Source organism: Chryseobacterium koreense CCUG 49689, assembly GCF_001045435.1.
GTDB classification, from domain to species: domain Bacteria; phylum Bacteroidota; class Bacteroidia; order Flavobacteriales; family Weeksellaceae; genus Kaistella; species Kaistella koreensis.
In genome coordinates this window covers 1-25,894 of record NZ_LFNG01000017.1, presented here as the reverse complement: position 1 = coordinate 25,894, position 25,894 = coordinate 1, and the positions used below count along the sequence as shown (strand labels likewise).

At 40.8% G+C, this 25,894-nt stretch carries 23 protein-coding genes; 10 read left to right on the top strand and 13 right to left on the bottom strand.

The genetic code is table 11. From position 1 onward, the window contains the following. Positions 1-17: 17 nt before the first annotated feature. From murG to ACM44_RS11880, 8 genes are all read left to right on the top strand, one after another. A complete protein-coding gene (murG, locus tag ACM44_RS11915; protein ID WP_048500276.1) occupies positions 18-1,100 on the top strand; it encodes an undecaprenyldiphospho-muramoylpentapeptide beta-N-acetylglucosaminyltransferase in 1,083 nt (360 codons plus the stop codon). Positions 1,101-1,135: 35 nt separating this feature from the next. Then, entirely contained in the window at positions 1,136-2,494 is a 1,359-nt protein-coding gene (gene murC, locus ACM44_RS11910; protein WP_048500275.1) for a UDP-N-acetylmuramate--L-alanine ligase, read from the top strand. A gap of 22 nt (positions 2,495-2,516) precedes the next feature. Then, entirely contained in the window at positions 2,517-3,602 is a 1,086-nt protein-coding gene (locus ACM44_RS15040; RefSeq protein ID WP_048500274.1) for a cell division protein FtsQ/DivIB, read from the top strand. A gap of 16 nt (positions 3,603-3,618) precedes the next feature. Then, positions 3,619-4,983 carry a cell division protein FtsA gene (gene ftsA / locus ACM44_RS11900; RefSeq protein ID WP_048500273.1) on the top strand — a complete coding sequence of 455 codons (1,365 nt, stop codon included), beginning with the start codon at positions 3,619-3,621 and terminating at the stop codon, positions 4,981-4,983. A 109-nt stretch (positions 4,984-5,092) separates the two neighbouring features. Beyond that, positions 5,093-6,949, top strand: a complete 1,857-nt coding sequence (gene ftsZ / locus ACM44_RS11895; RefSeq protein ID WP_048500295.1) for a cell division protein FtsZ — start codon at positions 5,093-5,095, stop codon at positions 6,947-6,949. A 45-nt stretch (positions 6,950-6,994) separates the two neighbouring features. Further along, positions 6,995-7,441: a GatB/YqeY domain-containing protein gene (locus tag ACM44_RS11890; RefSeq protein ID WP_048500272.1), complete on the top strand. Its 447-nt coding sequence runs from the start codon at positions 6,995-6,997 to the stop codon at positions 7,439-7,441. A 240-nt stretch (positions 7,442-7,681) separates the two neighbouring features. Further along, positions 7,682-8,092, top strand: coding sequence for a BrxA/BrxB family bacilliredoxin (locus ACM44_RS11885; protein WP_048500271.1), 411 nt, complete (start codon positions 7,682-7,684; stop codon positions 8,090-8,092). 135 nt (positions 8,093-8,227) lie between these two features. Further along, entirely contained in the window at positions 8,228-9,742 is a 1,515-nt protein-coding gene (locus tag ACM44_RS11880; RefSeq protein ID WP_048500270.1) for a GH3 auxin-responsive promoter family protein, read from the top strand. Positions 9,743-9,775: 33 nt separating this feature from the next. Here the strand turns inward: ACM44_RS11880 and ACM44_RS11875 are convergent, their stop codons facing one another. The 6 genes from ACM44_RS11875 to ACM44_RS11850 all read right to left on the bottom strand — a co-directional run bounded on the left by ACM44_RS11875 (position 9,776) and on the right by ACM44_RS11850 (position 16,120). After that, complete coding sequence (locus tag ACM44_RS11875; protein ID WP_048500269.1) at positions 9,776-10,120, bottom strand: hypothetical protein; 345 nt, start codon at positions 10,118-10,120, stop codon at positions 9,776-9,778. 26 nt (positions 10,121-10,146) lie between these two features. Continuing rightward, the gene (locus ACM44_RS11870) at positions 10,147-10,533 is read right to left on the bottom strand and encodes a hypothetical protein (protein WP_048500268.1); all 387 of its coding nucleotides are present in this window, start codon (positions 10,531-10,533) and stop codon (positions 10,147-10,149) included. 2 nt (positions 10,534-10,535) lie between these two features. Then, positions 10,536-11,513 carry an endonuclease/exonuclease/phosphatase family protein gene (locus ACM44_RS11865; RefSeq protein ID WP_048500267.1) on the bottom strand — a complete coding sequence of 326 codons (978 nt, stop codon included), beginning with the start codon at positions 11,511-11,513 and terminating at the stop codon, positions 10,536-10,538. A gap of 12 nt (positions 11,514-11,525) precedes the next feature. After that, positions 11,526-12,164 (bottom strand): rhomboid family intramembrane serine protease, encoded by a 639-nt coding sequence (locus ACM44_RS11860; protein WP_048500266.1) that lies wholly within the window; start codon positions 12,162-12,164, stop codon positions 11,526-11,528. 6 nt (positions 12,165-12,170) lie between these two features. Beyond that, complete coding sequence (mutL, locus tag ACM44_RS11855) at positions 12,171-13,928, bottom strand: DNA mismatch repair endonuclease MutL (RefSeq protein WP_048500265.1); 1,758 nt, start codon at positions 13,926-13,928, stop codon at positions 12,171-12,173. A gap of 77 nt (positions 13,929-14,005) precedes the next feature. After that, positions 14,006-16,120, bottom strand: coding sequence for a prolyl oligopeptidase family serine peptidase (locus ACM44_RS11850; protein WP_048500264.1), 2,115 nt, complete (start codon positions 16,118-16,120; stop codon positions 14,006-14,008). Positions 16,121-16,250: 130 nt separating this feature from the next. Here ACM44_RS11850 and ACM44_RS11845 point away from each other — a divergent pair, with 130 nt between their 5' ends. Further along, positions 16,251-16,445, top strand: a complete 195-nt coding sequence (locus ACM44_RS11845; RefSeq protein WP_048500263.1) for a hypothetical protein — start codon at positions 16,251-16,253, stop codon at positions 16,443-16,445. Positions 16,446-16,623: 178 nt separating this feature from the next. Continuing rightward, a complete protein-coding gene (locus tag ACM44_RS11840) occupies positions 16,624-18,027 on the top strand; it encodes a nucleoside recognition domain-containing protein (protein WP_048500262.1) in 1,404 nt (467 codons plus the stop codon). Positions 18,028-18,255: 228 nt separating this feature from the next. Here the strand turns inward: ACM44_RS11840 and ACM44_RS11835 are convergent, their stop codons facing one another. The 7 genes from ACM44_RS11835 to ACM44_RS15365 form a co-directional block, all read right to left on the bottom strand. Continuing rightward, positions 18,256-19,143: a tetratricopeptide repeat protein gene (locus tag ACM44_RS11835; RefSeq protein ID WP_083993725.1), complete on the bottom strand. Its 888-nt coding sequence runs from the start codon at positions 19,141-19,143 to the stop codon at positions 18,256-18,258. Between the two features lie 167 nt (positions 19,144-19,310). Next, positions 19,311-19,673 carry a hypothetical protein gene (locus ACM44_RS11830; RefSeq protein ID WP_241477180.1) on the bottom strand — a complete coding sequence of 121 codons (363 nt, stop codon included), beginning with the start codon at positions 19,671-19,673 and terminating at the stop codon, positions 19,311-19,313. A gap of 195 nt (positions 19,674-19,868) precedes the next feature. Beyond that, positions 19,869-20,438 (bottom strand): hypothetical protein, encoded by a 570-nt coding sequence (locus tag ACM44_RS11825; protein WP_048500260.1) that lies wholly within the window; start codon positions 20,436-20,438, stop codon positions 19,869-19,871. Between the two features lie 377 nt (positions 20,439-20,815). Continuing rightward, positions 20,816-21,601 (bottom strand): toll/interleukin-1 receptor domain-containing protein, encoded by a 786-nt coding sequence (locus ACM44_RS11815; RefSeq protein ID WP_048500258.1) that lies wholly within the window; start codon positions 21,599-21,601, stop codon positions 20,816-20,818. 301 nt (positions 21,602-21,902) lie between these two features. Then, positions 21,903-22,211, bottom strand: coding sequence for a hypothetical protein (locus ACM44_RS11810; RefSeq protein WP_206540196.1), 309 nt, complete (start codon positions 22,209-22,211; stop codon positions 21,903-21,905). A gap of 384 nt (positions 22,212-22,595) precedes the next feature. Beyond that, positions 22,596-24,248, bottom strand: a complete 1,653-nt coding sequence (locus ACM44_RS11805; protein WP_048500256.1) for a phospholipase D-like domain-containing protein — start codon at positions 24,246-24,248, stop codon at positions 22,596-22,598. Positions 24,249-25,306: 1,058 nt separating this feature from the next. Next, on the bottom strand, positions 25,307-25,456 hold the full coding sequence (locus ACM44_RS15365; protein WP_160304030.1) for a hypothetical protein: 150 nt from the start codon (positions 25,454-25,456) through the stop codon (positions 25,307-25,309). Positions 25,457-25,894 lie beyond the last annotated feature (438 nt).

The window sequence follows — 25,894 nt, the reverse complement described above, 5'->3', positions numbered from 1 at the left end:
CTGCATTTCGCGTTCTCATGAGTGGCGGCGGAACCGGAGGACACATCTTCCCGGCAATCGCCATCGCAGATGAAATCAAAAAAAGGTTCCCCAATGCGGAATTCCTCTTCATTGGCGCAAAAGGAAAAATGGAGATGGAAAAAGTTCCGCAAACAGGCTATAAAATCGTGGGATTAAACATCGCCGGATTTAACCGTGGGAATTTGTTGGCGAACTTTAAACTCCCGTTCCAGGTAATTTCCAGCCTGATGAAGGCAAGAAATACCATTAAGAATTTCAAGCCAGATTTTGCAGTTGGAACCGGTGGATTTGCAAGTGGACCCGCTTTGTTTGTGGCATCCAGATTAGGCATTCCGATTTTTGTGCAGGAACAGAATTCCTTGCCCGGAAAAACCAATATCTTCCTTTCTAAAAAGGCAAAAGCAGTCTTTACGGCATATCCGCAAATGGACAGATTTTTCCACGGAACAAAGACCTTGTTTTTAGGTAATCCGATTCGCCAAAACATCATCACCGATTTGATTGACGGTGACTTGGCTAAAGAAAAATTAGGTTTCGACAAAAATAAGTTGACCATTCTCTCCGTCGGTGGTTCTTTGGGTTCCCGAACCCTGAACAACACCTGGAAAGAACATTTCGACCAAATTATCGCTAAAGATTTCCAGCTGATCTGGCAAACCGGAAAAACAGATTTTAATGCAATGCTGAGCGAAACTGAAACAAAACAGCATCGCCACATTCAGATTGTGGAATTCATCAAAAATATGTCGATCGCTTATTCCGCAGCAGATGTGATCGTTTCCAGAGCCGGAGCAATCGCCATCTCGGAATTGGCAGTAGCGCAGAAACCCGTTTTGCTGATTCCGTTCCCATTTGCAGCAGAAGACCATCAAACCAAAAATGCGACGACTTTGGTAGAAAAAAATGCAGCAAGAATGGTGAAGGATTCCGAAATGAAGGAAAAATTTTTTCCCACATTAATGGAAATCTGCGATCATGAAAACTTGCGTAAAGAAATGAGCGAAAACCTGAAGTTCTTCGCAAAACCTAACGCAACAGAGGAGATTGTGGACGAAATAATCAAGAGCATAACAATATAAAAAAAACAGGAGTCAGGCAGCAAAATCGATAAAAAATGAAACCTTTAAATACTTATCAAAACTTCTACTTCATCGGAATCGGCGGAATCGGAATGTCAGCATTAGCAAGATATTTCAAATCCATCGGAGGAAATGTTGCGGGTTATGATAAAACCCAGACAAAACTCACTTCCGCCCTGATTTCGGAAGGAATCGATATTGTTTTTAAAGACGAAATCTCCCCAGAAATCAGGAGCCTGACTCCTGAAAACACTCTGGTTATATACACTCCCGCCATCAAAAAACTGGACATCCTCCATTATTTCGATGACCATGGCTTCACGGTTTTAAAGCGGGCAAAAGTGCTCGGAATGATCACCGAAAATACAGACTGTATCGCAGTGGCAGGAACTCACGGAAAAACCACCACTTCCTCTTTGGTGGCGCATTTGTGCAACGAGGCAAATCTTCCGTTCTCTTGCTTTCTGGGTGGAATTTCAGAGAATTTCAAATCGAATTTCCATTTCAATGGAAGTGAAATTTCAGTGGTGGAAGCCGATGAATACGACAGAAGTTTCCTAAACCTTGCACCCGATTGGGCGATTGTGACTTCCATGGATGCAGACCATCTGGATATTTATGGAGACAAAGCGAACTTCGAAAAAGGATTCCGGGATTTCGCTCAACTCCTTCCTGAAAACAACCACCTTTTCATCCGAAAGGGAATTGAAATCGGAAGAAATGCAAAAACGTATGCGGTCAATGAAGAAGCCGATTTCTACTCCAACAACATTCGGGAAATTGGGGACAAAATCTATTTTGATTTTCATTCAGCCAACGCAGATGCAAGCGATTTTGTCTGGGAAATACCGGGCATCCACAATGTGGAAAATGCAACCGCCGCAATCGCTCTGTTGAATTCATTCGGGGTGGACCTGGAAACTTTGAAAAGTGGAATCGCCAATTTTAAAGGCATAAAAAGAAGATACACAAAACACCAATTTGCAAACGGAAAAATCTACATCGACGATTATGCGCACCACCCCACGGAATTGAACGCGGTGATCGGCTCGATCAAACATTTTTATCCGGAAAAAAAATTGCTGGTGGTTTTTCAGCCTCACCTTTTCAGCAGAACGAGGGATTTTGCAGAGGGTTTCGCAAACAGCTTAAACCAAGCCGATGAACTTCTTCTGCTGGACATTTATCCGGCAAGAGAATTACAGGAAAATTTTGAAGGGGTTACCTCCAAATGGCTTTTGGATAAAGTAATATTAGATAAAAAAGAAGTCTCCACACTCGAAGAGGCTTTTAACAAAATAAAAGAAAAAGATTTTGATGTCCTTTTGACCGTAGGTGCAGGAAATATTGACACCTTATACGATGAGATTGTGGAATGGTTGACCGGAAATTAAAAACGAGACAAGGCAGAAAAAAATGAAAAACAAATACAGAATACTGAAAATTGCCATCACGGTAATCATCCTCGGATTTTTATTGAGCTTCTCTTTGAGAAGATTCAATGACAAATCGATGGAGAAAGTATCTGTAAATATGGTGAAAACAAAAAGCCCGGTGTACTTTATCGACGAAAAAGACATCAAAGACATCGTGAAAAAATCAAACCCCACCAAAAGAATCGGCGACATCAACATTCCGGAGCTGGAGAAAATGCTGAACCAGTTACCGGCGGTGGACAGTGCAAATGTTTATCTGAACCTCAACGGAAAACTGAATCTCGACATTAAACAAAGAGTTCCGGCTTTCAGGTTAAATCACAACGGCAGAGACTTCTACGTGGACGAAAAAGGAACCGAGTTCCCCATCTCCAAAAATTTTTCATTCCCATGCATGTTGGTCACCGGAGACGTGAAAAAATCAGAATATCCTAAACTGGCGGAGTTGGTCCGTAAAATCAATAGCGATGAATTTAGCAATAAATACTTCATCGGCATTTCAAAAGAAGAGGACAATTATGAACTATTGACCAGTCAAGGGAATTACAAAATCGAAATTGGAGATTTAGACCAAATTGAGCTTAAGGTAAAAGGTTTTAAAACTTTTGTTGAAAAATACCTCGTTTATCAACAACCGGAAAAATATCGAAAAATATCCCTGAAATACAACAATCAGATTGTCACCACCTTAAATCCAAATTTTAAAGAAAATGACAGTGCCATTTCGGTAGCGAAAAAAGAGTTGGCGAAACTGCCCGCCATGAACCAAAAAAAGGAAGAAGCCGAGAAAAAGCTGAATCTTCCGATGATCAAAAAAGAAGATCAACCCACAGAAAAAAAACCCGAAATAAAAACTGCTGAAAAGCCAAAAAACAAAGAACCGGAAAAGAAGAAAACAGAAGTTCCCGCAAAACCGCCAGTGAAGAAAGAAGCCACGGCAGCAACCCCAAAAAAAGCCATTGCAAAAACGGAACCTTCAAAACCGGCAGAAAAACCAAAAACCACGGCCAAATCTCCCGAGAAAAAACCGGAAAACAAGCCCAAAGCAAAAATAAAAATTGAATAAATCAAATCGACATACAATGGAAAATCACCAGTATTCAGTAGGCCTCGACATCGGTACCACAAAGATTGTGGCGATCGTCGGCAGAAGAAACGCCCACGGAAAAATTGAAGTTCTCGGCGTTGGAAAAGCAAAAAGTTTGGGGGTTCACAAAGGAATCGTGAACAATATTTCCCAAACCATTCAGTCCATCAAATCCGCCGTGGCAGAAGCACAATCCAGTTCTGGCGTTCCCATTCACAAAGTTACTGTGGGAATCGCCGGAAAACACATCCGCTCGCTTCAGCATTCAGACTATATCATGCGGGAAAACCCGGACCAATACATCACCGAAGACGATATTGAAGTCCTGAAAGAGCAGGTGAAAAAGTTGGTAATGCTTCCGGGTGAAGAAATCATCCACGTGCTTCCGCAGGAATATAAAGTGGATTCCGAAGGTGAAATCCAGGAACCGATCGGGATGCACGGAAAACGATTGGAGGCAAATTTCCATGTGGTAGTGGGACAAATGGGAAGCATCCGAAACATCGCAAGATGCGTTCACGAAGCAGGTCTGGAAATGGAAGCGCTCACTTTGGAACCACTTGCATCTTCAGAAGCGGTCTTAACCAAAGAGGAAAAAGAAGCAGGAGTTGCGATCGTGGACATCGGAGGTGGAACCACGGATATCGCGATTTTTAAGGATAACATCATCCGTCATACTTGCGTAATTCCTTATGGTGGCGGAATTATCACCGATGATATTAAGGAAGGTTGCTCCATCATTGAAAAACATGCCGAACAGCTGAAAGTGAAATTCGGATCTGCAGTTCCCGATCTCGAAAAAGACAGCACTTTCGTTACCATTCCGGGACTTCATGGAAGACCCGACAAAGAAATTTCATTGAAAACTTTAGCCCAGATCGTCAACGCGAGAGTGGAGGAAATCCTGGAAATGGTCAATACCGAATTGAAAGCTTACGGCGCTTTTGAGCAAAAGAAAAAACTGATTGCCGGGATCGTTCTGACAGGAGGTGGTTCCAATCTTCGCAACCTTCGTCAGTTGGCCAATTACACCACCGGTTTTGACAGCAGAATCGGCTTTGCAAATGAATATGTCGTCAATGATAAAAACCAATTGCTAAAAGGGCCTGAATTTGCCACCGCAATAGGACTCTTAATGGAAAGTTTGAAAATCCGCGATAGAAAAAACGGAACCGAACAACCGGAAGAAAAAGTGGAAATCATCGAAACGGTGCCCGAAAACACCATGGCCGCGGAACAACCGGAATTCAGAACCGAAGAGCAACCGGAAATTCAGACCGCAAAAAGAAAACCGAATCGACTGACCATCGGCGAAAAAATCATGGCCAGCGTAAAAAAGTTTTTCGAGGAAGTAGAATAAAAATCAATGATAGATGATAATTGATGAATGATAGTTCAACCATCGATTGTCATTGCAAAAGAAAAAACCAATTATCATTCATCAAACAGTCAAAAAAAAAACAAAGGAAATGGAAAATACAACAGACACAGGATTTCAATTTGATTTGCCAAAGGGAAATTCATCCATCATTAAAGTAATTGGTGTTGGTGGAGGCGGAAACAACGCTTTGAAACACATGTACGAAAGAGGAATTCACGGTGTGGATTTCGTGATCTGCAATACCGATGCGCAAACTCTAGACAATAACCCGGTTTCCAACAAAGTGCAGTTGGGAATGTCAACCACAGAAGGTCTTGGAGCTGGAGCCGACCCGGAAGTAGGAGAAAAAGCAGCCATTGAAAGCATCGAGGAAATCAAAACCGCGATGGGACAAAATACCAAAATGGTCTTTATCACTGCGGGAATGGGTGGTGGAACCGGCACCGGAGCCGCTCCGGTCATCGCCAAAACCGCAAAAGACATGGGAATTCTCACGGTGGGAATCGTGACGGTTCCGTTCAGTTTTGAAGGAAAACGACGTCTTGAACAAGCAGAATTAGGCCTTGAAAAACTAAGAAACAATGTGGATTCGCTCATCGTCATTAATAATGATAAGCTTCGCCAACAGTTTGGAAATCTGGGCTTTAAATCCGGATTCGCAAAAGCGGACGAAGTCTTGACCAATGCCGCGAAAGGAATGGCGGAAGTGATTACCGGTTATTTTGATGTGAATATCGACTTCCGTGATGCAAAGACAGTGCTGCAAAATTCCGGAACCGCATTGATGTCCACCGGAATTGCTTCCGGCGAAAATAAAGCAGAAGAAGCGGTGAGAAAAGCCCTGGATTCCCCATTGCTGAACGACAATAAAATTACGGGTGCCAAAAATGTGCTGCTCCTGATCAGAAGTGGTTCCGAAGAAGTTACCATGGATGAAATCGGCGTCATTATGGACCACATCCAAAAAGAAGCAGGCCACACTGCTGAAATTATTTTTGGGGTGGGTTCCGATGAGGAATTAGGAGATTCCGTAAGCGTTTTGGTGATCGCGACCGGTTTTGCAAAAGACAACCTCAAACATTCCGGAACCACTGAAACGATCAAGTTTTCATTATCAGACTCCTTGGAAAAACCAGTTAAAAAAGATTCTCCTTTTAAACCGCGAGCTGAAAAAGAAGAAATCAAAACAGAGGATTTCGCCACCAGAAGCTTATTTGTCCTGGATGAGGAAGAAGACTTCAATACTCCAGATTTTAAGGTGAAATCTGTTGAAAAGAAAGCGGTCATCGAAAGAGAAAGTCCTTCGGAAATTCGTTTTTTTGACCTTCAAGACACTCCAGCTGTAGAACAGCACCACCAGAAATTTGAAACCGAAGTAGAAACCACTGCAGAACTGGACCTGTTTTCTTACGAAGACGACTTGTATGAAGAACCTGCTTCACAATCTTTCAGCTTTGAAGTGGAAGAACACAAGGTGGAAGAACAACCGGAGAATAGCAGTACTACTTTCACCGAAGAAAAGCCCATGGAATTCAGTTTTTTCGTAAACGAACCGATTGAGGAGCCGAAAGTTGAAACACCGCAACCAAAAGCAGAAATCAAACAAGAACCGGTTCAGCGAATCGTGGAAAAGGTGCAAGAAATTCCGGTGACAGCAACTGAAGAATTAACGAAATTCGAGATAGAAGACGAATTCACTTTCATCACCAAAAAAACTCCAAACGATAAAGTGCAGGAGCGAAGAAATAAATTAAAGGAATTCAATTCAAGATACCAAAACCTTGAGGAAGAAAGCGATTTCGAGTCGGTACCTGCATTCCGCCGAAAAAATATCAGCATCGGAAACGAAAATGCATCTCAGCAAAGAATCAGCAATTTCCTCTCTGAAAACGACGGAAAAATGCAGGTGAGAGAAAACCGGTTTTTGAACAAGGATGTTGATTAACACCAACAGAATTTCGGCAAGAAATACAGATTAAAAAAAAACATCATGAGTCTAGAAAATACCATCAATGAAGCGATAAAAACAGCCATGAAAGAGAAAGACAAAGTTGCTTTGGATGCTCTGAGGGCGGTGAAATCGCAGATTTTATTATTAAAGACCGAAGCAAAGGGCGCTGAAGTTTCCGCAGAACAGGAAATCGCCATTTTGCAACGGATGATCAAGCAACGAAAAGATTCGTTCGAACAGTTTGCCGCACAGGGAAGAAATGACTTGGCGGAAGTGGAAGAAGCCCAAATGCAGGTAATCATAAAATACCTTCCCGCACAGCTTTCCACGGAAGAACTGGAAGCAGAAATTAGAAAAATAATCGCAGAAACCGGTGCGGAAACCATCAAAGATTTAGGAAAAGTGATGGGAACCGCAAGCAAACTCCTCGCAGGAAAAACCGACGGGAAAAGCATTTCGGAGATGGCGAAAAAACTGCTTTCTTAACTCACCTGGGATATCCAACCTTTGCATATCGATTTGATTGTTGAAGCCCGGAGCAAAACTGTTCCGGGCTTCTTTTTTACTGGGGCTTGCTTTCTGTTCCAGCTATGACAAAATGACAAATCAGCGGACTTGGAATAATTTTAGCAAGGATATTAACACGAACATTATTTTAATAATTACTAAATTTGCACCAGCAAAGCTCCAAATTCGAGGGCTTTAATTTTAAAAAAAAATATAGATATGTATCCAGAAGATTTAGTAATGCCCATGAAGCATGAACTTACCGATAAAGGTTTCCAGGACTTAACCACTCCTGAAGAAGTTGACAACGCCATCAAAAAACAGGGAACAACCCTGGTTATGGTAAATTCCGTTTGCGGCTGTGCAGCGGGAGCAGCAAGACCGGGAGTAATTTTCTCATTGACCGGCGATAAAAAGCCTGACAATTTAGTAACCGTTTTTGCAGGTTACGACAAAGAGGCCGTTGCAGAAGCCAGAAAATTCATGGCTCCATTTCCTCCAAGTTCACCAAGTGTGGCACTTTTCAAGGATGGCGAATTGGTTCACATGTTGGAAAGACACCACATCGAGGGAAATCCGGCAGGAGTAATCGCAGCAAATTTACAGGCTGCTTATGACGAATACTGCTAAACTAAAATTTTAGTTGATATGAAATTCCGTTCAGTTCTGGGCGGAATTTTTTTTTATTCCCCTCAAATTCAGGAAAAAAAAATTCGTCCGCTGCGGCCAATTTAATTCCGCCAAAAAACATTATATTTGCTTTCGATGGCAACAAAGGCTCTTTTCAACACGGTGGTCAACTGGTTTATCCGACAAAGGATAGATCAGATTCAGAACTTTATGAAACACCCGATTGAGACCCAGAATGGCGTGCTTTTTTCCCAGCTTTATTTCGCAGAAAATACCGATTATGGGAAAATCCACGGATTCAGCTCTATTTCAAATTATGGCGATTTTGTGCGAAATGTGCCCATCGTCACTTATGAGGATTTTGAGCCTTACATTGAAAAGGCAAGACAGGGACATCCCGATATTTTTTGGCCGGGATATATCAGAAAATTTGCAAAATCCTCGGGAACAACCAACGCAAAAAGCAAGTTCATCCCAATTTCTGAGGAAAGTCTGGAAGACTGCCATTTCAAGGCGGGAAAAGACCTGCTCTCGATTTATGCAAACAACCATCCCGAAAACAACCTCTTTTCCAATAAGAATCTCAGACTCGGTGGAAGTTCAGAATTGTATGAAAATTTCAACACGAAATTTGGCGATTTGTCTGCCATCATGATCGAAAACCTGCCGTTTTGGGTGGAAATCACCACCACTCCCAGTAAAAAGGTTTCGCTCATGTCTGAATGGGAAAGCAAGCTGAAAGCAATTATTTCCGAAGTTAAAAACGAAGATGTGGGAAGTTTGACCGGTGTTCCCAGCTGGATGATGGTTCTGCTTCAGCGTACTTTGGCCGAAACTGGATACTCCACCATTGCGCAATTGTGGCCCAATCTGGAAGTTTTTTTTCACGGTGGAATCAGTTTCAAACCTTATCGTGAACAGTACCGGAAAATTATTGGTAAAGACATCAATTACTACGAAATCTATAATGCTTCCGAAGGATTTTTTGGAATCCAGGACGTTTCCAGGAGTGATGAAATGCTCCTGATGCTGGATTACGGAATTTTCTACGAGTTTATCCCGATGGAAAAATTTGATCCCAATAATTTACAGGCGATTCCATTGGAAGAAGTGGAGGTTGGAAAAAATTATGCCATGGTAATCAGCACAAACAGCGGACTTTGGCGATACCTCATCGGAGACACAGTTCGGTTTACCTCCATTCATCCGTACCGGATCAGGATTTCCGGCCGCACCAAACATTATATCAACGCATTCGGCGAAGAACTGATGATCGACAATGTGGAAACCGCGCTCACTAAAGCCTGTGAAGCTACCGATTCCGCAGTTACCGATTTCACCGGAGCACCAGTTTTTATGCAAAATGGCGAAAGCGGTGCCCATGAATGGATTTTCGAATTCAGCAAAAATCCGGCAGACTTGGATCATTTCACCCAAGTTTTCGATAATCAGCTGAAATCTCTCAACTCCGATTACGAAGCAAAACGATATAACAACATGACCCTAAAGAAACCTGTGGTTCACGTTGCGAAACCTCAGCTTTTCTACCAATGGATGTCTGAGCGCGGAAAGCTGGGCGGACAAAATAAAGTTCCCCGGTTAAGCAATGACAGAGAATATATCGATCCGCTCCTGAAAATGAATCAATAAAAAAATCCGCTGGAAAGATCAGCGGATTCAATGCTATTTTTTCTTAAGATCTTCCTTGACCTTTTCGGCACCTTTTTCCACTTTTTCGGCACCTTTTGCAGCGACATCTTTCAAATCTTCACCGGCTTTCTTCAGTTTTTCACCGGCATGGTCTGCAGCTTCGTCGATCTTTTCACCGGCTTTGTTCAGTTTTTCTTTCGCCTGATCCATTGTCGCATTGATTTTTGCGGTATCCACTGTGGTAGCTTTTTCGGTTTCAATGGTTGTAGTGGTTACACTGCCATCCGGATTTTCAGTGGTTTCAATTTTAGTTTCAGATTTTTTGCAGGCAATGACACTCAGTGAAATAAATCCTGCTGCTAAAAAGAAGGTTTTCATACTATTTTATTTTGGTGTTCTTAAATCTAAGGATGGGTGGGAGTTTCAGAGATGCCCGCATCGGATTTCTGCTTTTCTTTTTCCCTTTTCAATCGGGCGTCCTCCTCTGCTCTTTTCTTTTCCTCCTCCAATTTTTTGTCTGCTTTATCTTTTTCTTCCTTCAATTTATTTGCCAATTTTTCTTCTTCCAATTTTCTTTTTACTTCCCGCAAGGAGTCCTGATATTTCTGAGACGACATCTTGATCCTTCTGGCCACATCCACAGAAACCGCACCCGCCGAAAAAGAATCCTTTGCAATGGTGTCATAAGGTGGAACTGCACTTTCCTGATTCGTGGAAATGACTTTTTCAGTGTTGTTTTTCCCACATGAAAAAAGCAACAAAAAAAGGGTGAAAAATAATAGGTCCTTCATTTTTAATCAATTTTAAATTCGGCAATTACAGGAAAATGGTCTGAAATCTTCACCGAGCGGTCCACTTTATAACTTACCGGATTGATTTCCCGGGAACAAAAAACATAATCAATCCGTATTGGGAATTTGTAATCGTGGAAGCTGCTTGAAATGCCATTCCCCCTTTCCATAAATACATCTTTCAAATCTTTTCCCAAATGGTAATATTCATAGGAATTCGGCACCGCATTAAAATCACCCGCCAAAATTACAGGATAAGGCGATTCATCCAAAAACTTCTTAATCATGTTCACTTGTCCTTGATGAACTAAGAAAATATTTTCAAAGGTATTCATAAACCGACCGACGGTGGAAATCGAAACATTAGAATTCAGCATTTTCTTATTGAACCTAAATGGTTCCAGGTACACATTGACCAACCGAATCTTCTGACCATTAATCTTGATGTCCGCATAGAAGGAGGAGCCTTGAAGCGGATTGTCCAAAATAGGTCCGGCTTCCAAAATCTCATACTTGGAATGCAGTTCCACAATGAAACATTTGTAACGGTATTTCAAATCTTTCAATTCCAGATTTTCATGTTTATAAAACCTGGATTCCTGAAAAAAAACCACATCCGGATGTACACTGTTCAAGTAGCTTCGCATTGCCTCTTCGCCCATAATCCCGGAATGTCCGTTTAAGGTGACTATTTTCAGGTTGCCCGTTTCTTGCGATTTCCCGCTAAAATTTACCCACCTTCTTGTAGGATGAATGAGAAAAAAAGAACATAGTATAAATATTAAGGCTGTCTTCTTTTTAACTAAAGCCCAAAAAATAATCAGCAGCATATTGAGCAGCATCAAAACCGGAAAAGCCAACGAAAGCAAATTCAACCACGGAAATGCGGCAGGCTTTATATAGCCGTTTAGAAAAGTTCCCAGCAAAAAAATGACAATGAAGAAATGGAACACCAGTAATATGCGCTGAAATTTCTCCATTGAAAATGAAATTTAATTAATCCTGTATTCATTATCCTTCCACATTTTTGCCAGAATAAATCCCACGATCGCACCACCGATATGTGCAAAATGAGCAATTCCCCCCATCGATCCGCTATACCCTAAATACAGCGAAATCACGATGATGGCCGGCAAAAGGTATTTTGATTTCACCCCGAAAGGAATGAACATGAAATACAGCTTCGCATCCGGAAACATAGTAGAGAATGCAGCTACAACCCCGAAAATCGCGCCGGAAGCACCCATCATGGGTATGGAATAAATTTTCTGTAAATCGACACCCTGCGTAATTTCGAAAAAATTCCAGCCACAGTTCAAGAAATAGGCCCCAATTCCGCTCAGAAAATAAAGAATCACATATTTCTTTTCGCCCAGAACCTGCTCCAAAACCGGCCCGAAACTCGCCAAAGTAAGCATGTTGAAAAGAATGTGTGTTAAGCCAATTCCTTGTCCCAGCGGTGCGTGCATAAACATATGCGTGATAATCTGCCACACCCGGAAAAACGGCGAACCAATATAATAGGCGGAAAAGATCTCATAAAGTTGCGGCCATAAAAAGTTGGAAACCAAGTAAAATGCCACATTTAAAATGATGATATTTTTCGTGATCGGTGTAAGTCTTGGAAACATAATGTTCTAAAATTTGTTTTTTAATTCTTCTAATGGAATTTCGATAAAGCATCTTTTTCCATTGGGTAAATACTCGGGGAAACCCAGTTCCGTGAAGTCTTTGATGACTTGTTCGGCATCCATTTTATACAGAAAATCGAAACGGGATTTGCTCTGGATCTTGTTCCACTGATTCCGGTAAAAATTCATGAATTCATCTTCGGTTTTGTATTCCAAAATATCGAAAAGGTTTTCCATAAATTTCATCACCTGGGTTTCTTTCAATCCTTCTGGAACCGCATCAATCCTCAATACGTTGTCATTGGCAATCACCATTTCAAAACCCAACTCCGGCAAATATTTCTTGATCGAACGGAACTTGTTCTTTTCAATTTCATTCATGTGGTATTCCAGCGAAAAAAGCAGTGCGTGCCTTTCGTTGCTGATTTTCTTCTTCGCATTCCGCTCGCTCACGATCAACCGGTGCATTCTCCCCAAATCCAGCATCAGCGTTTTCCCGCCCCGGTTGAAAAGCCAGTAGCCATTTGGAAGCCGCATCAGATCTTCGTCGAAATCCTCGTCTTCAAACAAATTTATTTTGGACGGCTCTGCCTGAATATTCTGCTGATAGATTTCGGTCATCGCAATCTTTTCGCCTGCGGAAACTTCTTCCATAAACGGGTTATAATTCCGATCCACCGAAATTTCCGGCGCCTTGAAACTTCCGGCATTGGGTTTTTGCTGCATGAAGGCATCAATACTGGAATCCCGGTCAAAATCCAAACTCGGCGCAACATTGTAAATCCCGAGGGATTTCTTTATCGTGGAACGAATCAGTGCGTAAATCAGATTTTCATCCTCAAATTTCACTTCCGTCTTTTGTGGGTGAATATTCACGTCCACTTTTTCCGGATCGAGTTCCAGAAAAAGGAAAAAAGTCGGAATATACCCAGGCAAAAGCAAACCTTCAAATGCATCCTGAACCGCTTTGTTGAAATAGGCACTTCTGAAAAACCTTCCGTTGATAAAGAAAAACTGCTCGCCACGGACTTTTTTTGCACCTTCGGGTTTGGCCACAAATCCATTGAGCTTTACCCAACCGAGATCTTCTTTAATGGGAACCAAAAGCGGCTGAAGTTTTCGCCCGAAAATATCGATGATCCGCTGCAGCAAACTGGATTTCCTTAATCGAAATACAATGTCGTCATTATGAAAAAGCTCGAAATCCAAATGTTCATGCGCCAATGCAACCCTTTGAAATTCATCGATGATATGGCGGAATTCCACATTATTGTTCTTAAGGAATTTCCTTCTTGCGGGAACATTATAGAATAGATTTTTCACCGAGAAGCTTGATCCTTCCGCGGTCTGAATCGGTTCCTGAAACTGAAAACCTCCCCCTTCGATATAGATATTGGTTCCGGTTTTGGCATCTTTCGTTTTGGTCTTCAACTCCACTTGAGCCACTGCGGCGATGGAAGCCAAAGCCTCACCTCGGAAGCCTTTGGTAGAAATATGGAAGATGTCTTCCGTGGTGCTGATTTTGGAAGTGGCATGTCTTTCGAAGGCCATTCTGGCGTCGGTTTCGCTCATCCCGATTCCGTTGTCCACAACCTGGATCAGGTTCCTTCCAGCTTCCCGCACAATGAGTTCAATTTTTGTGGCACCGGCATCCACCGCGTTTTCCATCAGCTCCTTCACGATGGACGCAGGTCTCTGAACCACCTCACCGGCGGCGATTTGATTGGCTACATGATCCGGTAAAAGTTTGATGATATCTGACATTTCTTAAACCTACAAAAATAATCATTTTAAAACGAAAAAACTTCCCGAAGTGCTCAGGAAGTTTTCAACAATTGGCTCTATTTCTTCAGATTTTTTAAGCCCATTTCATAAAGTGCGAAACTCAGTAAATCCGCATTCTCGCCGATGACTTGATCGGTGCTTCTTCCCGCACCGTGACCCGCGTTGGTTTCGATTCTTACCAAAACCGGATTGTTACAACTTTGTTTCTCCTGCAATTCCGCACCGAACTTGAATGAGTGCGCCGGAACCACCCGATCGTCGTGATCACTCGTAATGATCATGGTAGAAGGATAGCAAACCCCTTTTCGCACCTGGTGAACCGGTGAATAGGATTTCAAATATTCAAACATTTCTCTGGAATCTTCCGCTGTTCCGTAATCATAACTCCATCCTGCTCCCGCCGTGAATTTATTGTAACGGAGCATATCCAAAACGCCCACTCCCGGAAATGCGACTTTCGCCAAGTCCGGACGCATCGTCATGGTTGCACCCACCAAAAGTCCGCCGTTTGACCTTCCCGAAAGCGCCATGAAATCTTTGGATGTATATCCTTTGCGCTGCAGATATTCTCCCGCTGCGATGAAATCATCGAAGACATTTTTCTTCTGCATTTTCGTTCCTGCATCGTGCCATTTCTTTCCGTATTCACCGCCGCCACGAATGTTCGGAACGGCATAGATTCCGCCGTTTTCCATCCAGATGGCGTTCACCACGGAAAATGCCGGCTGCAGACTGATGTTGAATCCGCCGTATGAATAAAGAATCGTGGGGTTTTTCCCATCCAGTTGGATCCCTTTTTTATAGTTGATCATCATCGGGATCTTGGTTCCGTCTTTGGAGGTAAAGAAAACCTGCTCAGAAACATAATCTTCCGGGTTGAATTTCACTTTCGGTTTTTGGTAAACTTCTGATTTTCCGGCATCTGCATTGAACTTATAAATGGTTCCCGGTGTAATGTAATTCGTGAACGAAAAATACAAGTCCTTCTCTTTTTCCTTGCCGCCGAATCCGTTGGCAGTTCCTATTCCGGGCAACTGGATATCCCGGATCAGTTTTCCATCATAATCAAACTGCTTCACCGAAGTCACTGCATCTTTCATGTACTTCGCAAAAATGTAACCTCCTCCGGTAGAGACGCTTAACACGTTTTCGGTTTCTGGAATCACATCGGTCCAAACATCCGGATTATTGATATTGAATTTCACCAAACGCATATTTGGAGCGTTTTTATCCGTCAAAGCATAGATCATATCGCCTTTGGAATCCACAAAATCGGTATTGAAATCATATCCTTTTTGAACCGGGACAAAATCCGTTTTCTTACTTAAATCTTTGATATACAATTCGTTCCCATTCGTTGCTTCTGATGCGTTCAGGATTTCGAAGCGTTCATCATCCGAAACACCAATGCTCATATACCTCCTCTTGAAGTTTTCACCACCGATGATCAGCCGATCTTGGGATTGTTTGGTCCCCAGTTGATGGAAATACACTTTGTGGGTATCTGTTTTCGCGGAAAGCTCGCTTCCTTTCGGCTTATCATAACTGGAGTAGAAAAAACCTTCGTCACCCAGCCAAGATGCCCCGGAAAACTTCACATCCACAATCGTCTCATCAATCTTTTCCTTAGTTAAAGCATTGATAATGATTATTTTATTCCAGTCACTTCCCCCTTCGGAAATAGAATAAGCGGCTAAAGTTCCTTTCTTGTTAAAGGAAACTCCGGCCAGAGAAGTGGTTCCTTTTTCTGAAAATTTGTTAGGATCCAGGAAAACCTCCGTGTTTCCGTTTTTATCGGTTCTGTATAAAACGAATTGCGCCTGAAGGCCGTCATTCTTGTAAAAATAGGTGAAATCTCCTTCTTTAAAGGGCGCCCCAATTTTCTCATAATTCCAGATATCTTTCAGTTGGGCGCGGATTTCCTCCCGGAAAGGGATCTTTGCCAAATAGTCATTGGTAAAGGCTACTTCCCTTTTTACCCAATCTTTGGTATCTTCGGCACGGTCGTCTTCCAGCCAGCGGTACGGATCTTCTACTTTGGTGCCGAAATATTCGTCCGTGTGGGAAACCTTCTTGGTTTCCGGATAATGAAAATTGTTGGTCATTTTTTGAGTTCCGCAAGACGTCAAAAAAGCTACGCCTGCAGAAAGAATCAGTGAATTAAATCTCATTTTTAACTTTTTTCAAAAATAGAGATTTTAATTGGTTTTAGCCCATTTGCGCAAACATTAACAAACTTTAAAACTTTCCCGGCCACGTTGGGAACAAAAATTGCTTAATTTTATCAGCAAAATTTTAAATATGAAAAAAGAAACCGGAATATTATTGGCAGGAAGTTTAGGGGTAATCTTGGGGTTAGGAATTTTTGGAATCAGAAAATTCCTGCTCAAAAGACATAAAGACTATGAGGACTACTATGCAGATTTCCACCGCCATTTCGATAAAAAACACCGTGAAGACGGCAGTCATGGAGTGGAATTTTTGGCCATGCAGTAAAACTGTTCTTTTTAAACAAAGACGGTCCTGATTTCTCTGATGTCAGGATTTTTTTGTGGAAAACTTGGGGCAAATCATCCCAATGCTTCCGGCCGGCAAATCAATTGCGAAGAATTTCTTCCTACTTCCACCTTGCGACTTCCGAGTTTTTATTACATTTACTCCAAATTTCTAGCAAATGGTTTTAAGCAGGATTTGGAGCGCGTTCATCATTGTCGCGATCATCGTCGCAAGCATCAAATATCTATTTTCTCCCAATTACAAAGCGATCTACAACGACTTGGTCGTTGGAAAAAGCGGCGACACCGTGCAAATCGCTACCAAAAACATCAGCGAGCTGGATCCGGAAATCAAAAATTCCCTTTTATTAAAACCCAATTTCGAGCAAAACAGAATCCATTATAAAACCGATTCCGCCAAAACCGCGGTAAAGGTTTACCGGGTCCAGGAAACCGACGGCGTCATCGGAACTTCTGAAACCGCAGTGAAAATCTGCCTCGGCTTGATCGGGATCATGACCCTATTCATGGGCTTCATGGGAATTGCCGAAAAAGCGGGCGGTATCAATTTGCTTTCCCGCCTGATCCAGCCCTTCTTCTCCAAGCTCTTCCCCGAAATTCCAAAAAACCACCCTTCTTTTGGACACATGCTGCTGAACTTTTCAGCCAATCTTTTAGGTTTAGACAATGCGGCAACCCCATTTGGATTAAAGGCGATGGAAAGTCTGCAAACCTTAAATCCCGACAAAGAGCGGGCGAGCAACTCCCAAATCATGTTCCTCTGCCTTCACGCGGGAGGACTGACCTTAATTCCGGTTTCCATCATCGCGATCCGTGCTTCCATGGGTTCGCACACACCCACCGATATTTTCCTGCCGTGCATGATGGCCACTTTCGCGGCTACTATGGCCGCTATGATCATCGTGTCACTTTACCAGAAAATCAACCTTTTCCAGCCAATTGTTTTGGCCTACGTCGGCGGTATTTCTGCCATCATAGCACTGCTCGTAGTTTACCTCGTGAATTTAAGCAAGGACGGGTTGGATGATTTCAGCAAACTGATGAGCAACGGAATTATCCTGCTGATCTTCTTCGCCATCGTTTTGGGAGCCGTTTACAAAAAGATCAATGTGTTCGATGCCTTTATCGAAGGGGCAAAAGAAGGCTTCTGGACCTGCGTGAAAATCATTCCATACCTGGTCGGGATGCTGATCGCGATTTCATTGCTGCGGACTTCCGGCGTGTTCGATGTGATCATTGACGGGATGAAATGGGTGGCGTCCATCGTAGGTTTTGACACCCGGTTTGTAGATGGGTTACCCACTGCGTTGATCAAGCCGCTTTCCGGTTCCGGAGCACGCGGAATGATGGTGGACACCATGCAGACTTTCGGTGCCGACAGTTTCCAGGGACGCTTGGCGGCGGTTCTACAGGGCAGTTCAGACACCACTTTCTACGTGATCGCAGTCTATTTCGGCGCGGTGAGCGTGAGAAACACCAGATATACCGTAACCGCAATGCTGCTCGCAGATCTGGTGGGGATCATTACCTCGGTGGTTCTGGCCTACCTTTTCTTTGCCTAAGGTTGCAGACCAGCTTGCATCATTGCGGCCATCCTGCACAACCATCAGCTGCGCCAATGCCTCCTGAGCGGCTGCTCCACCGGTAAAGTTCTAGTCATGGAAAAACAGCTTTTCCTCCGCCTCCCTTAATTCCGGTTGCCGAGCCTGTCGAAGCATAAAAGAGGTTGGTTTTTATTGTTTTTACTTGGATTTATTTGAAAGGGGAGGTTGTGCCGCTGTCACCTGCAGTTATTTTTCTCTGCAATAAAGATATAAATTGTCTTCAGTTGCCATTGTAGAATCTCCAAGAGAAACAGACTTTTTAAAATCTTCACAAGCACTTTTAGTCTCTTCTTTTGTTAAATCAATATTTCCTTTTGATGTTCGAATATTAATTTTCGCATTTCCTCGATTTCCGTAAGCTTCCATATAATCTGGATTTATTTCGATTGCTTTGTCATAATCTTTTATTGCAGAATCAAAGTCAAATGAATTGCTTTTTGTTACACCACGATTGAAATACAATTGCGCAACAGTTGGATTTAATTTAATCGCCTGGTCGTAAACTTTTATAGCTTCTTCATTTTCAAATTTCCGAGTTAAACTCAATGCTTTTTCAGAAAGCTTTGTAAGTTCATCTGAATATCCCGCTTTTCCATCTCTGAAATAATATTGTGCTTTTAGTGTTTCGTCTTCATTATATTCAAAATAATCTCCTTGCTGAATTCCGTCCGAGAAATTTACAATTGCGTGAATTTTTCCATTTGGATAATAGAATTTCCATTCACCATCTTCTTTTCCATTTTTGAAAATTCCTTGTTGTTTTAAAGTTCCGTTTTCAAAATTTTCAAAACTTTTTCCATCAGTAATTCCATTTTTATAGAATCTTTGAAATTTTATTTTTCCATTTTCGTAATATGAAATTCTTTCTCCGTTTAGCGTTCCATTTTTTAAAGTTCCTTTTCCTTGTAAACTTCCATTTTCAAAAGTTTCAATAAATTCACCAGAATAACTATTTTTTTCTCCAATTTTTGCCCAAACTCCATCTTTTCTTTCTAGTTCTTTCAAATTAACTTGAGCGTATAAAATTGTAAAGCTCAACAATGCAAAAATGAACAATAATCTATTATATTTCATTTGGTTACGATTTTTAGGACAGTTGCTGCTACCGGTTTGTGTATTTCTATTGGCGGGCTAAAAATACAAAATCTTTCTATTTGCTAAAATCTTAATTAATCGCAAAAATCTTCGATGAAAGCTTCAGACCAGCTTGTATAAATACTCTGTTGCAGGCAGTTCTTATTTTATCCTTGGGAAACAGAAATTTTTACTACTTTATTATTTTTGTCGAAAATTAACCATAATGTTCCAGTATTAATTCCATGTTTGGAATATCCAAGATAATAATTAAACTCATTACGAGTTTCAGAATCAGGATTTCCTAAAAGATTTTTGATTTCAGTTTTATTCATTCCGATAATTTGATGATGATTTCTTAAATCGTTCATCATATCCCATCTTAAACTAAAATTTTCTTCAGAAGTTAAGTTTGCGTTTTTCCAAGTCTCAGAATTGAATTTTTCATGACTAAATTTCCCGCAATTTGTGACGAGAAAAGGGATCATGAATGTCAAAAAAATTATTTGAAAATTAGCCTTCAAATTCATAAAGTGTATTGTTTAGAATTGCCTACAACACCCAACTATTCAAAAGTCTCCCACCCGAAAAACAAATATCCTATTGTGTTCTAAAGGATTACCCATTTACCCCCTCCGAACCTTCGATCTCCCATCTTTCACACAAAACGACCCGATGCGAAGCCGAACTGGGCGAAGCTAAAGCTTAGTTATTATCGGCAGGTGTCATTTCATAAAATACTTAAAGATATTATTTATGTTCACACCAATTCCTCCGATATTTGGTTCTAGAATTATTGTGTCATTCAAAATTTGACCAACTCCAGCTTTTAGTTCTTTCTTAATTTGAAAATCTTTTAAATCCTTTTTTTCTTTAATGTCTTTGAAAATATTTTCAATAATTTTTATTACATCGTTTGGATTTTTACAAATTTTTCCAATTTCAATGAAAATCAATTTGTCAGTTGGTTTTTTCTCTCGATATCTTTGTATTCCATCACCTTGTGCAAAATATTTAGGGTGAATTGTAGTTATCATTAAAGCAGGAAGTATATCTTCTGGTTTAATGCCGTTTATTGAATCAAATGATAATAATTCTGAATAAAAATGACTTTCTGGAATTCCAGTTATTGCAACAGAATCATTTTCCGCAGCAAATTTTGCAATTTTGTCAAAACTGTTTCTTAGTGTATTCGATATTGGTTCATCCCAATTATAATAATCTAAAATATATAAATAATAACTTCTTTCAACATTTTCAGGAATAGCTGCGATTGTACTTATTTTTAATCCCATATTTATTTAGTGTAAAGTTTGTGAATGCTTGCAGATGACACCCAAATATACAAAAATTTCCCACCCAAAAAACAAATATCCCATTGTGTTCCAAAGAATTACCCATTCGCATCCACTTAAAAATATCCATTTCTTCCCAAGCAGAAGTAAAATCCCGCTCAACGGGCCTTCCCTCTATTTCTATTTTTTTTCGAAGAAATCGGTGATCGCTAATTCATTTGCAGCCACCATACCACTTCCTTTAAAACCACCCGAAACCCCGAAACCTCTCAACGGCAAAAATAAAAACCTCCCTTAAATCATTTTAAAAGAGGCTGCTTTTTATCGTTTATTCTTGAATTTATTTCAAAAGGGAGGTTGTGCAACAGCTACCCTTATTAGCTGTAGTCTCTTTTTTCAATAATTTTTTTTGTTTGTCTTACCAGATTAACCAAAAGTTCCTCCTTTTCATCTTCTGACATTTTACTTAATGGTTTGCTTGGTGGATTCATTGCTTGAAATTGATTTAATTTATCAAATTCTTCGAAAAGACATGGTTTTAGTATCACGATTAAAATTACGCCACCTTCTTTTTCTGCTGTGTTTAATAATTCAGGGATCTCCTTATTCCTTATAAAATCCGAGCCTAAAAAATCGGTTGAAACCAATAAAATTCCAACTTTTGTTTCTTTCAATGCTTTTTCAATTTCTTCTTTCCATTTTTGTCCAGGTTCAATTCTTGAATCATCCCAATAGTTGATTTTATCTAAAAATGGTTTAAAATGTCTTTGAATATCTTTTAAATAAGATTTGTCTTCATGACTATAACTGATAAATACCTTATCTCTAATGTTTTTTTCATCAGTAAATTTTTGATGTGCAATTTTTGGTAAAGTATCTATTTCTTGTTTTATGTAGAATAATAATTTTTCAAATTTTTGATCTATTGAACATTTAGGGTCAGGTTTCCCGCCATGAACTTGATCTCTATGTTTTGAAAAATATGAAACTGTTTGATTAAGAATTTCATCTAAGAAAATAGATTTATTTTCTTCTGAATAAAAATCATATAATCTTGTTTTCAATTCATGAATATCTTGAACTGGATAATAATTTCTTGAACGCTCAATTTTTGCTTTAAAAAATTGTTCTGCTTCTTTTCTAATTAATAATTCTTCTTCCATTCGATTAAACGTGATATTTTGTGAGATCCTAACTAACGTTAAAATAAAGCATTGGTAATCAGGTGTTTTTATTTTTAATATTTGATAGATAAAAATAGTGAAATTTTATTCGTTAGCGGCTAAAAACAACTCCGTTTTCGAGTAGGGGAATTACAGATAACGTTTTGGCGCTTGGTGCAGTGCCGGATTTCGGAGCACAAAACTGTCAATACACCACAAAAGTTGAAGCGAGGTAGAATGTTCAGTTAACCACTTCACCCGCTATTGAGCCAAATGCCTTTTATCTGCTGGCTTTCTGTCGTTAGTCAAGTTGTATCTCAATTTTATTTCGCTTAGTGTCAATGTCAAACCAGTTTTGTTTGTCTGCGTTTGGCACACATTCTTTAATGTCCAAATTTCTTGTATATCTGCTTAATGCCTTGTTTCCAAATTTCAAAGTCAATTCGTATTCTGTTTGTCCGTCATTGCCGATAAAAGCTTTCAATTTTACCTGTCTGTTGTCATTTACAAACTTTTGAGAGTAGTAAATGTCTGGTTGGTCTGTTAAAACTCCGTCACACCAAAACCACTTTATTTCGTCATTGTTTGAATGCTCAAACACTTTACACATTTCATATTCTAAAAATTCGCAAAAATCTCGGTCAATCATTCTTGTCAATTTGTCTTTGTAGGTTGTCTTTAAGCATGCTGCCAACACGTAAATATATGCATATTATCTGCATTCAACAATATTTTCAATAAACTTCATTAAAATAACCAATTGTATTCTAGCGATTTAAGTGTATAGTTGAGCTGCACAAAAGGTATTATTACTTTGTTTTTAAATAATAAATTGCCAGGTTTTGGCTCTTTTTTACATACTGAAAAAAACGAAGTTTAGCCATGGATTTCTCCGGTAAAAGCTCCCTCCACCAAAACCCCAATTCCATTCCCATACCCGCTATTCACCAAAAAACCATCATCTCCAACGCCGCAAACCCGCTCCCAAACCGCATTAATGCTTAATCATCTTCAGGTGGTTCACCCCCGCTTCGTTAGCAATTACCACATAATAGATTCCATTGGGCTGATTGGTCAGATCAATGCTGCTCTTGCTGAATTGAGAAACAATTTGATGATAAATTCTCCTCCCCGCGGCATCATAAATTCTTATATCGGTATTTCCGGATACCGCCTTTTCACTCTTGATATTAAATATTCCGGTGCTCGGATTCGGGTAAATGAAATAGTGGTTGGCTAATTCCGGGCTATTGGCCACCGAAAGCGGATTGATGATCACTCCGCCCGAAAGTTGGTACAGATAGGCAAAGGCCTGATAATATTGGTTGGCAATATTCAGGTCATGCACGATCAGGGTATTCTCATCGTTTTTGGTTTCCGCAGCAGAACTCCAGTTATGCGAACCCACCAGAACCAAAGGATCCGACAAACTGTTATAATTATCTACCACCATGAACTTGTGGTGCATCACCCCTTTTGAAGCATCTGTCCGCACTCTCGCCGCTCCAATCTCAGCTTGCAGCAGGGCCTTCTGGTTCCCTTGCGGATTTTGCGTATCCATCACCAGTTGCGTGGCGTGCAGGCCATTGCTGTACTTATCGATCAAGGCACTGCTGATGTCCGTCCTGGTGATGAGCATCGTCGCGATATTCAGGTCGGTATCGGCACTATTCACCGCCTCAATGATCTTTTCATTCGCCCCGTCGCTGGGACTGAAATAGCTGTTCACAATTCTTCCCCCGATATTGTAGGTATGCGGCGTATTATCCAATTTATACGGCCCGAATCTGGAATTGAACGGAATCGGTGTCGCGGTGGACGAACCCCACATTTCTTCAAACTCTATCTGGTATCCTAAAGCCAGCGACTGGTCTTGGATCACAATGGCGCTATTCTTATCCGGCCCATCAATTTGCACAACCGTCCAGTTCGTCGAACCCGTCCACACAAGGGGTTTGTTGGCGTCGGCAGCATTCGCGTCAAACACCACAAACTTATTATGCATCAGTCCATAGTTGATGTTTTTGGGGCTTGCCAGTTTAGGGATCGCACTATTCAGCAGCGGGATCATCGTACTCCCCGTGCCTCCGTCATAGATCACCCTCACCTGCACACCCCTTTGAAACGCATCATTTATCGCACCTGCAATTCCTGCGGTAGCGCTAGGCGAAAACGAATTATAGATGGCAATGTCCAAAGTGGAGCTGCATCCATTGATATAGGATATCAGCTTGTCATCCAGCGTATTACCCAGATTGACCGCGTTCTGGCCCTGGCTGTAATTAGTATCTACAGGGTGGTTAAAAAACACCTCTATCGTCCCCGATGATTTTGAGGGTGTCGCAATAAAGCCTGTCCGAAAACCCTCATCCCCGCCTCCAAGCAGTTGATAGTCCAATTTTATGATGGAGCTAGGCGGCAAATCCTGCAAGGTATAGGTGTATTGATCAGATGCTTTATTTTCAAACGGTATTTCAAGGTCGCGATTTTTACCACCATAGGCTTTCGCAATTACAGGGTTTGTAAATTGTATATCAATACGTTGCGGGTGGTATGTAATGATATAATCCCTTTCTTTTGATGAAATCTGACTATAAAATAAGTGGAATTGCAAAAATAAGATAGAAAGGAGTACATGTTTCTTCATAATTTAATTCATTGTTGGATTTCGAGCAAAACTAAGCAATTTAATATAGCTAAGGATTACCCGCCCAATTACCCCAAGTCAAACGCATTAAAATCACCGCGAATTCACAGAGGTTTCCGCTATATGAGAAGGATTAATAAATACAAATCCCTCCTTTCCCAAAAACGCCACCAAATGCTCCGGAGGAGCAGTATCTGTGTAGAGAGAAAGATGGAAGAAAGTTTGCATTCCTTTAGGAATGCTATCTTAAGAAAATTTCCTTTTGTTAGATCTGTTTTTAGAAATGATAATTTGCGACCACAATATTTAACTGTTTTAAGTGGGTTGAAAAGAGATAGCGTTACTCAGGAACGCTCCATAAATAGGATTTGATTCTGCTCCGGAGGAGCAGCATCTGTGTAGAAAGACAGATCAAAGAAAGTTTGCATTCCATAGGAATGCTATCTCAAAAAAACTTTCCTTTTGCCAGATCCGCTTTTAGAAATGAAAATTTACACCAACAACATTCAACTGTTTTTAGTCGGGTGAAAAGAGATATCTCTGATATGGTTGGAAATCACCACTCCGTAGGAGTGAGAAGTTTGTAGCTCTGATACGGTTGCAGACCAATCACTCCGTAGGAGTGAAACGTTGTCGCCATTAACGCCTTTTGGGTGCTGTCCTTCCGGCTTTCTACACATACGAAACCGCCAAAATAACTTCGCACTTCTACGAAGTGCCGTCATGCTATACTTACGGTTGGCTACAAATTGTAAACTCCTACGGAGTTATTCTGTTTTTAATGATTTATGGACAGAAAACCAGGTTAAAACACATTAAAGATGTCCCGATTTACAGATAACTCCGCCATTTTACCGGGGTTTCTATTTCTAAAAACAACATGAAATGAGCGGTATCTGTGTATAAAAATAGTTCGAAGAAAGTTTGCATTCCATAGCAATGCTATCTTAAAAAAAACTTTCCTTTCGCCAGATCTGCTCTTAGAAATGAAAATTTACGTCCAGAACATTCAACTGTTTTTAGTCGGGTGTAAAGAGATAGCTCTGATAGGTTGGAAATCACCACTCCGTAGGAGTGAGAAGTTTGTAGCTCTGATACGGTTGCAGATCAATCACTCCGTAGGAGTGAAACGTTTGCGGGATTAATGCGGTTTGGGTGCTGTCCTTCCGGTTTCCTCCATATACGAAACCGCCAAAATAACTTTGCACTTCTACGAAGTGCCGTCATGCTATACTTATGGTAGGCTACAAACTTTAAACTCCTACGGAGTTTTTCTATTTTTAATGATTTGATGGACAGAAAACCACGTTGAAACACATTAAAGATACCAAGAATTTACGGGTAACTCCGCCATTTTACCGGGGTTTCTATTTCTAAAAACAACATGAAATGCTCTGGAGGAGCGGTATCTGTGTAGAAAAATAGTTCGAAGAAAGTTTGCATTCCTTTAGGAATGCCATCTTAAAAAAAACTTTCCTTTTGCCAGATCTGCTCTTAGAAATGAAAATTTACACCAACAACATTCAACTGTTTTTAGTCGGGTGAAAAGAGATAGCTCTGATATGGTTGGAAATCACCACTCCGTAGGAGTGAGAAGTTTGTAGCTCTGATACGGTTGCAGATCAATCACTCCGTAGGAGTGAAAC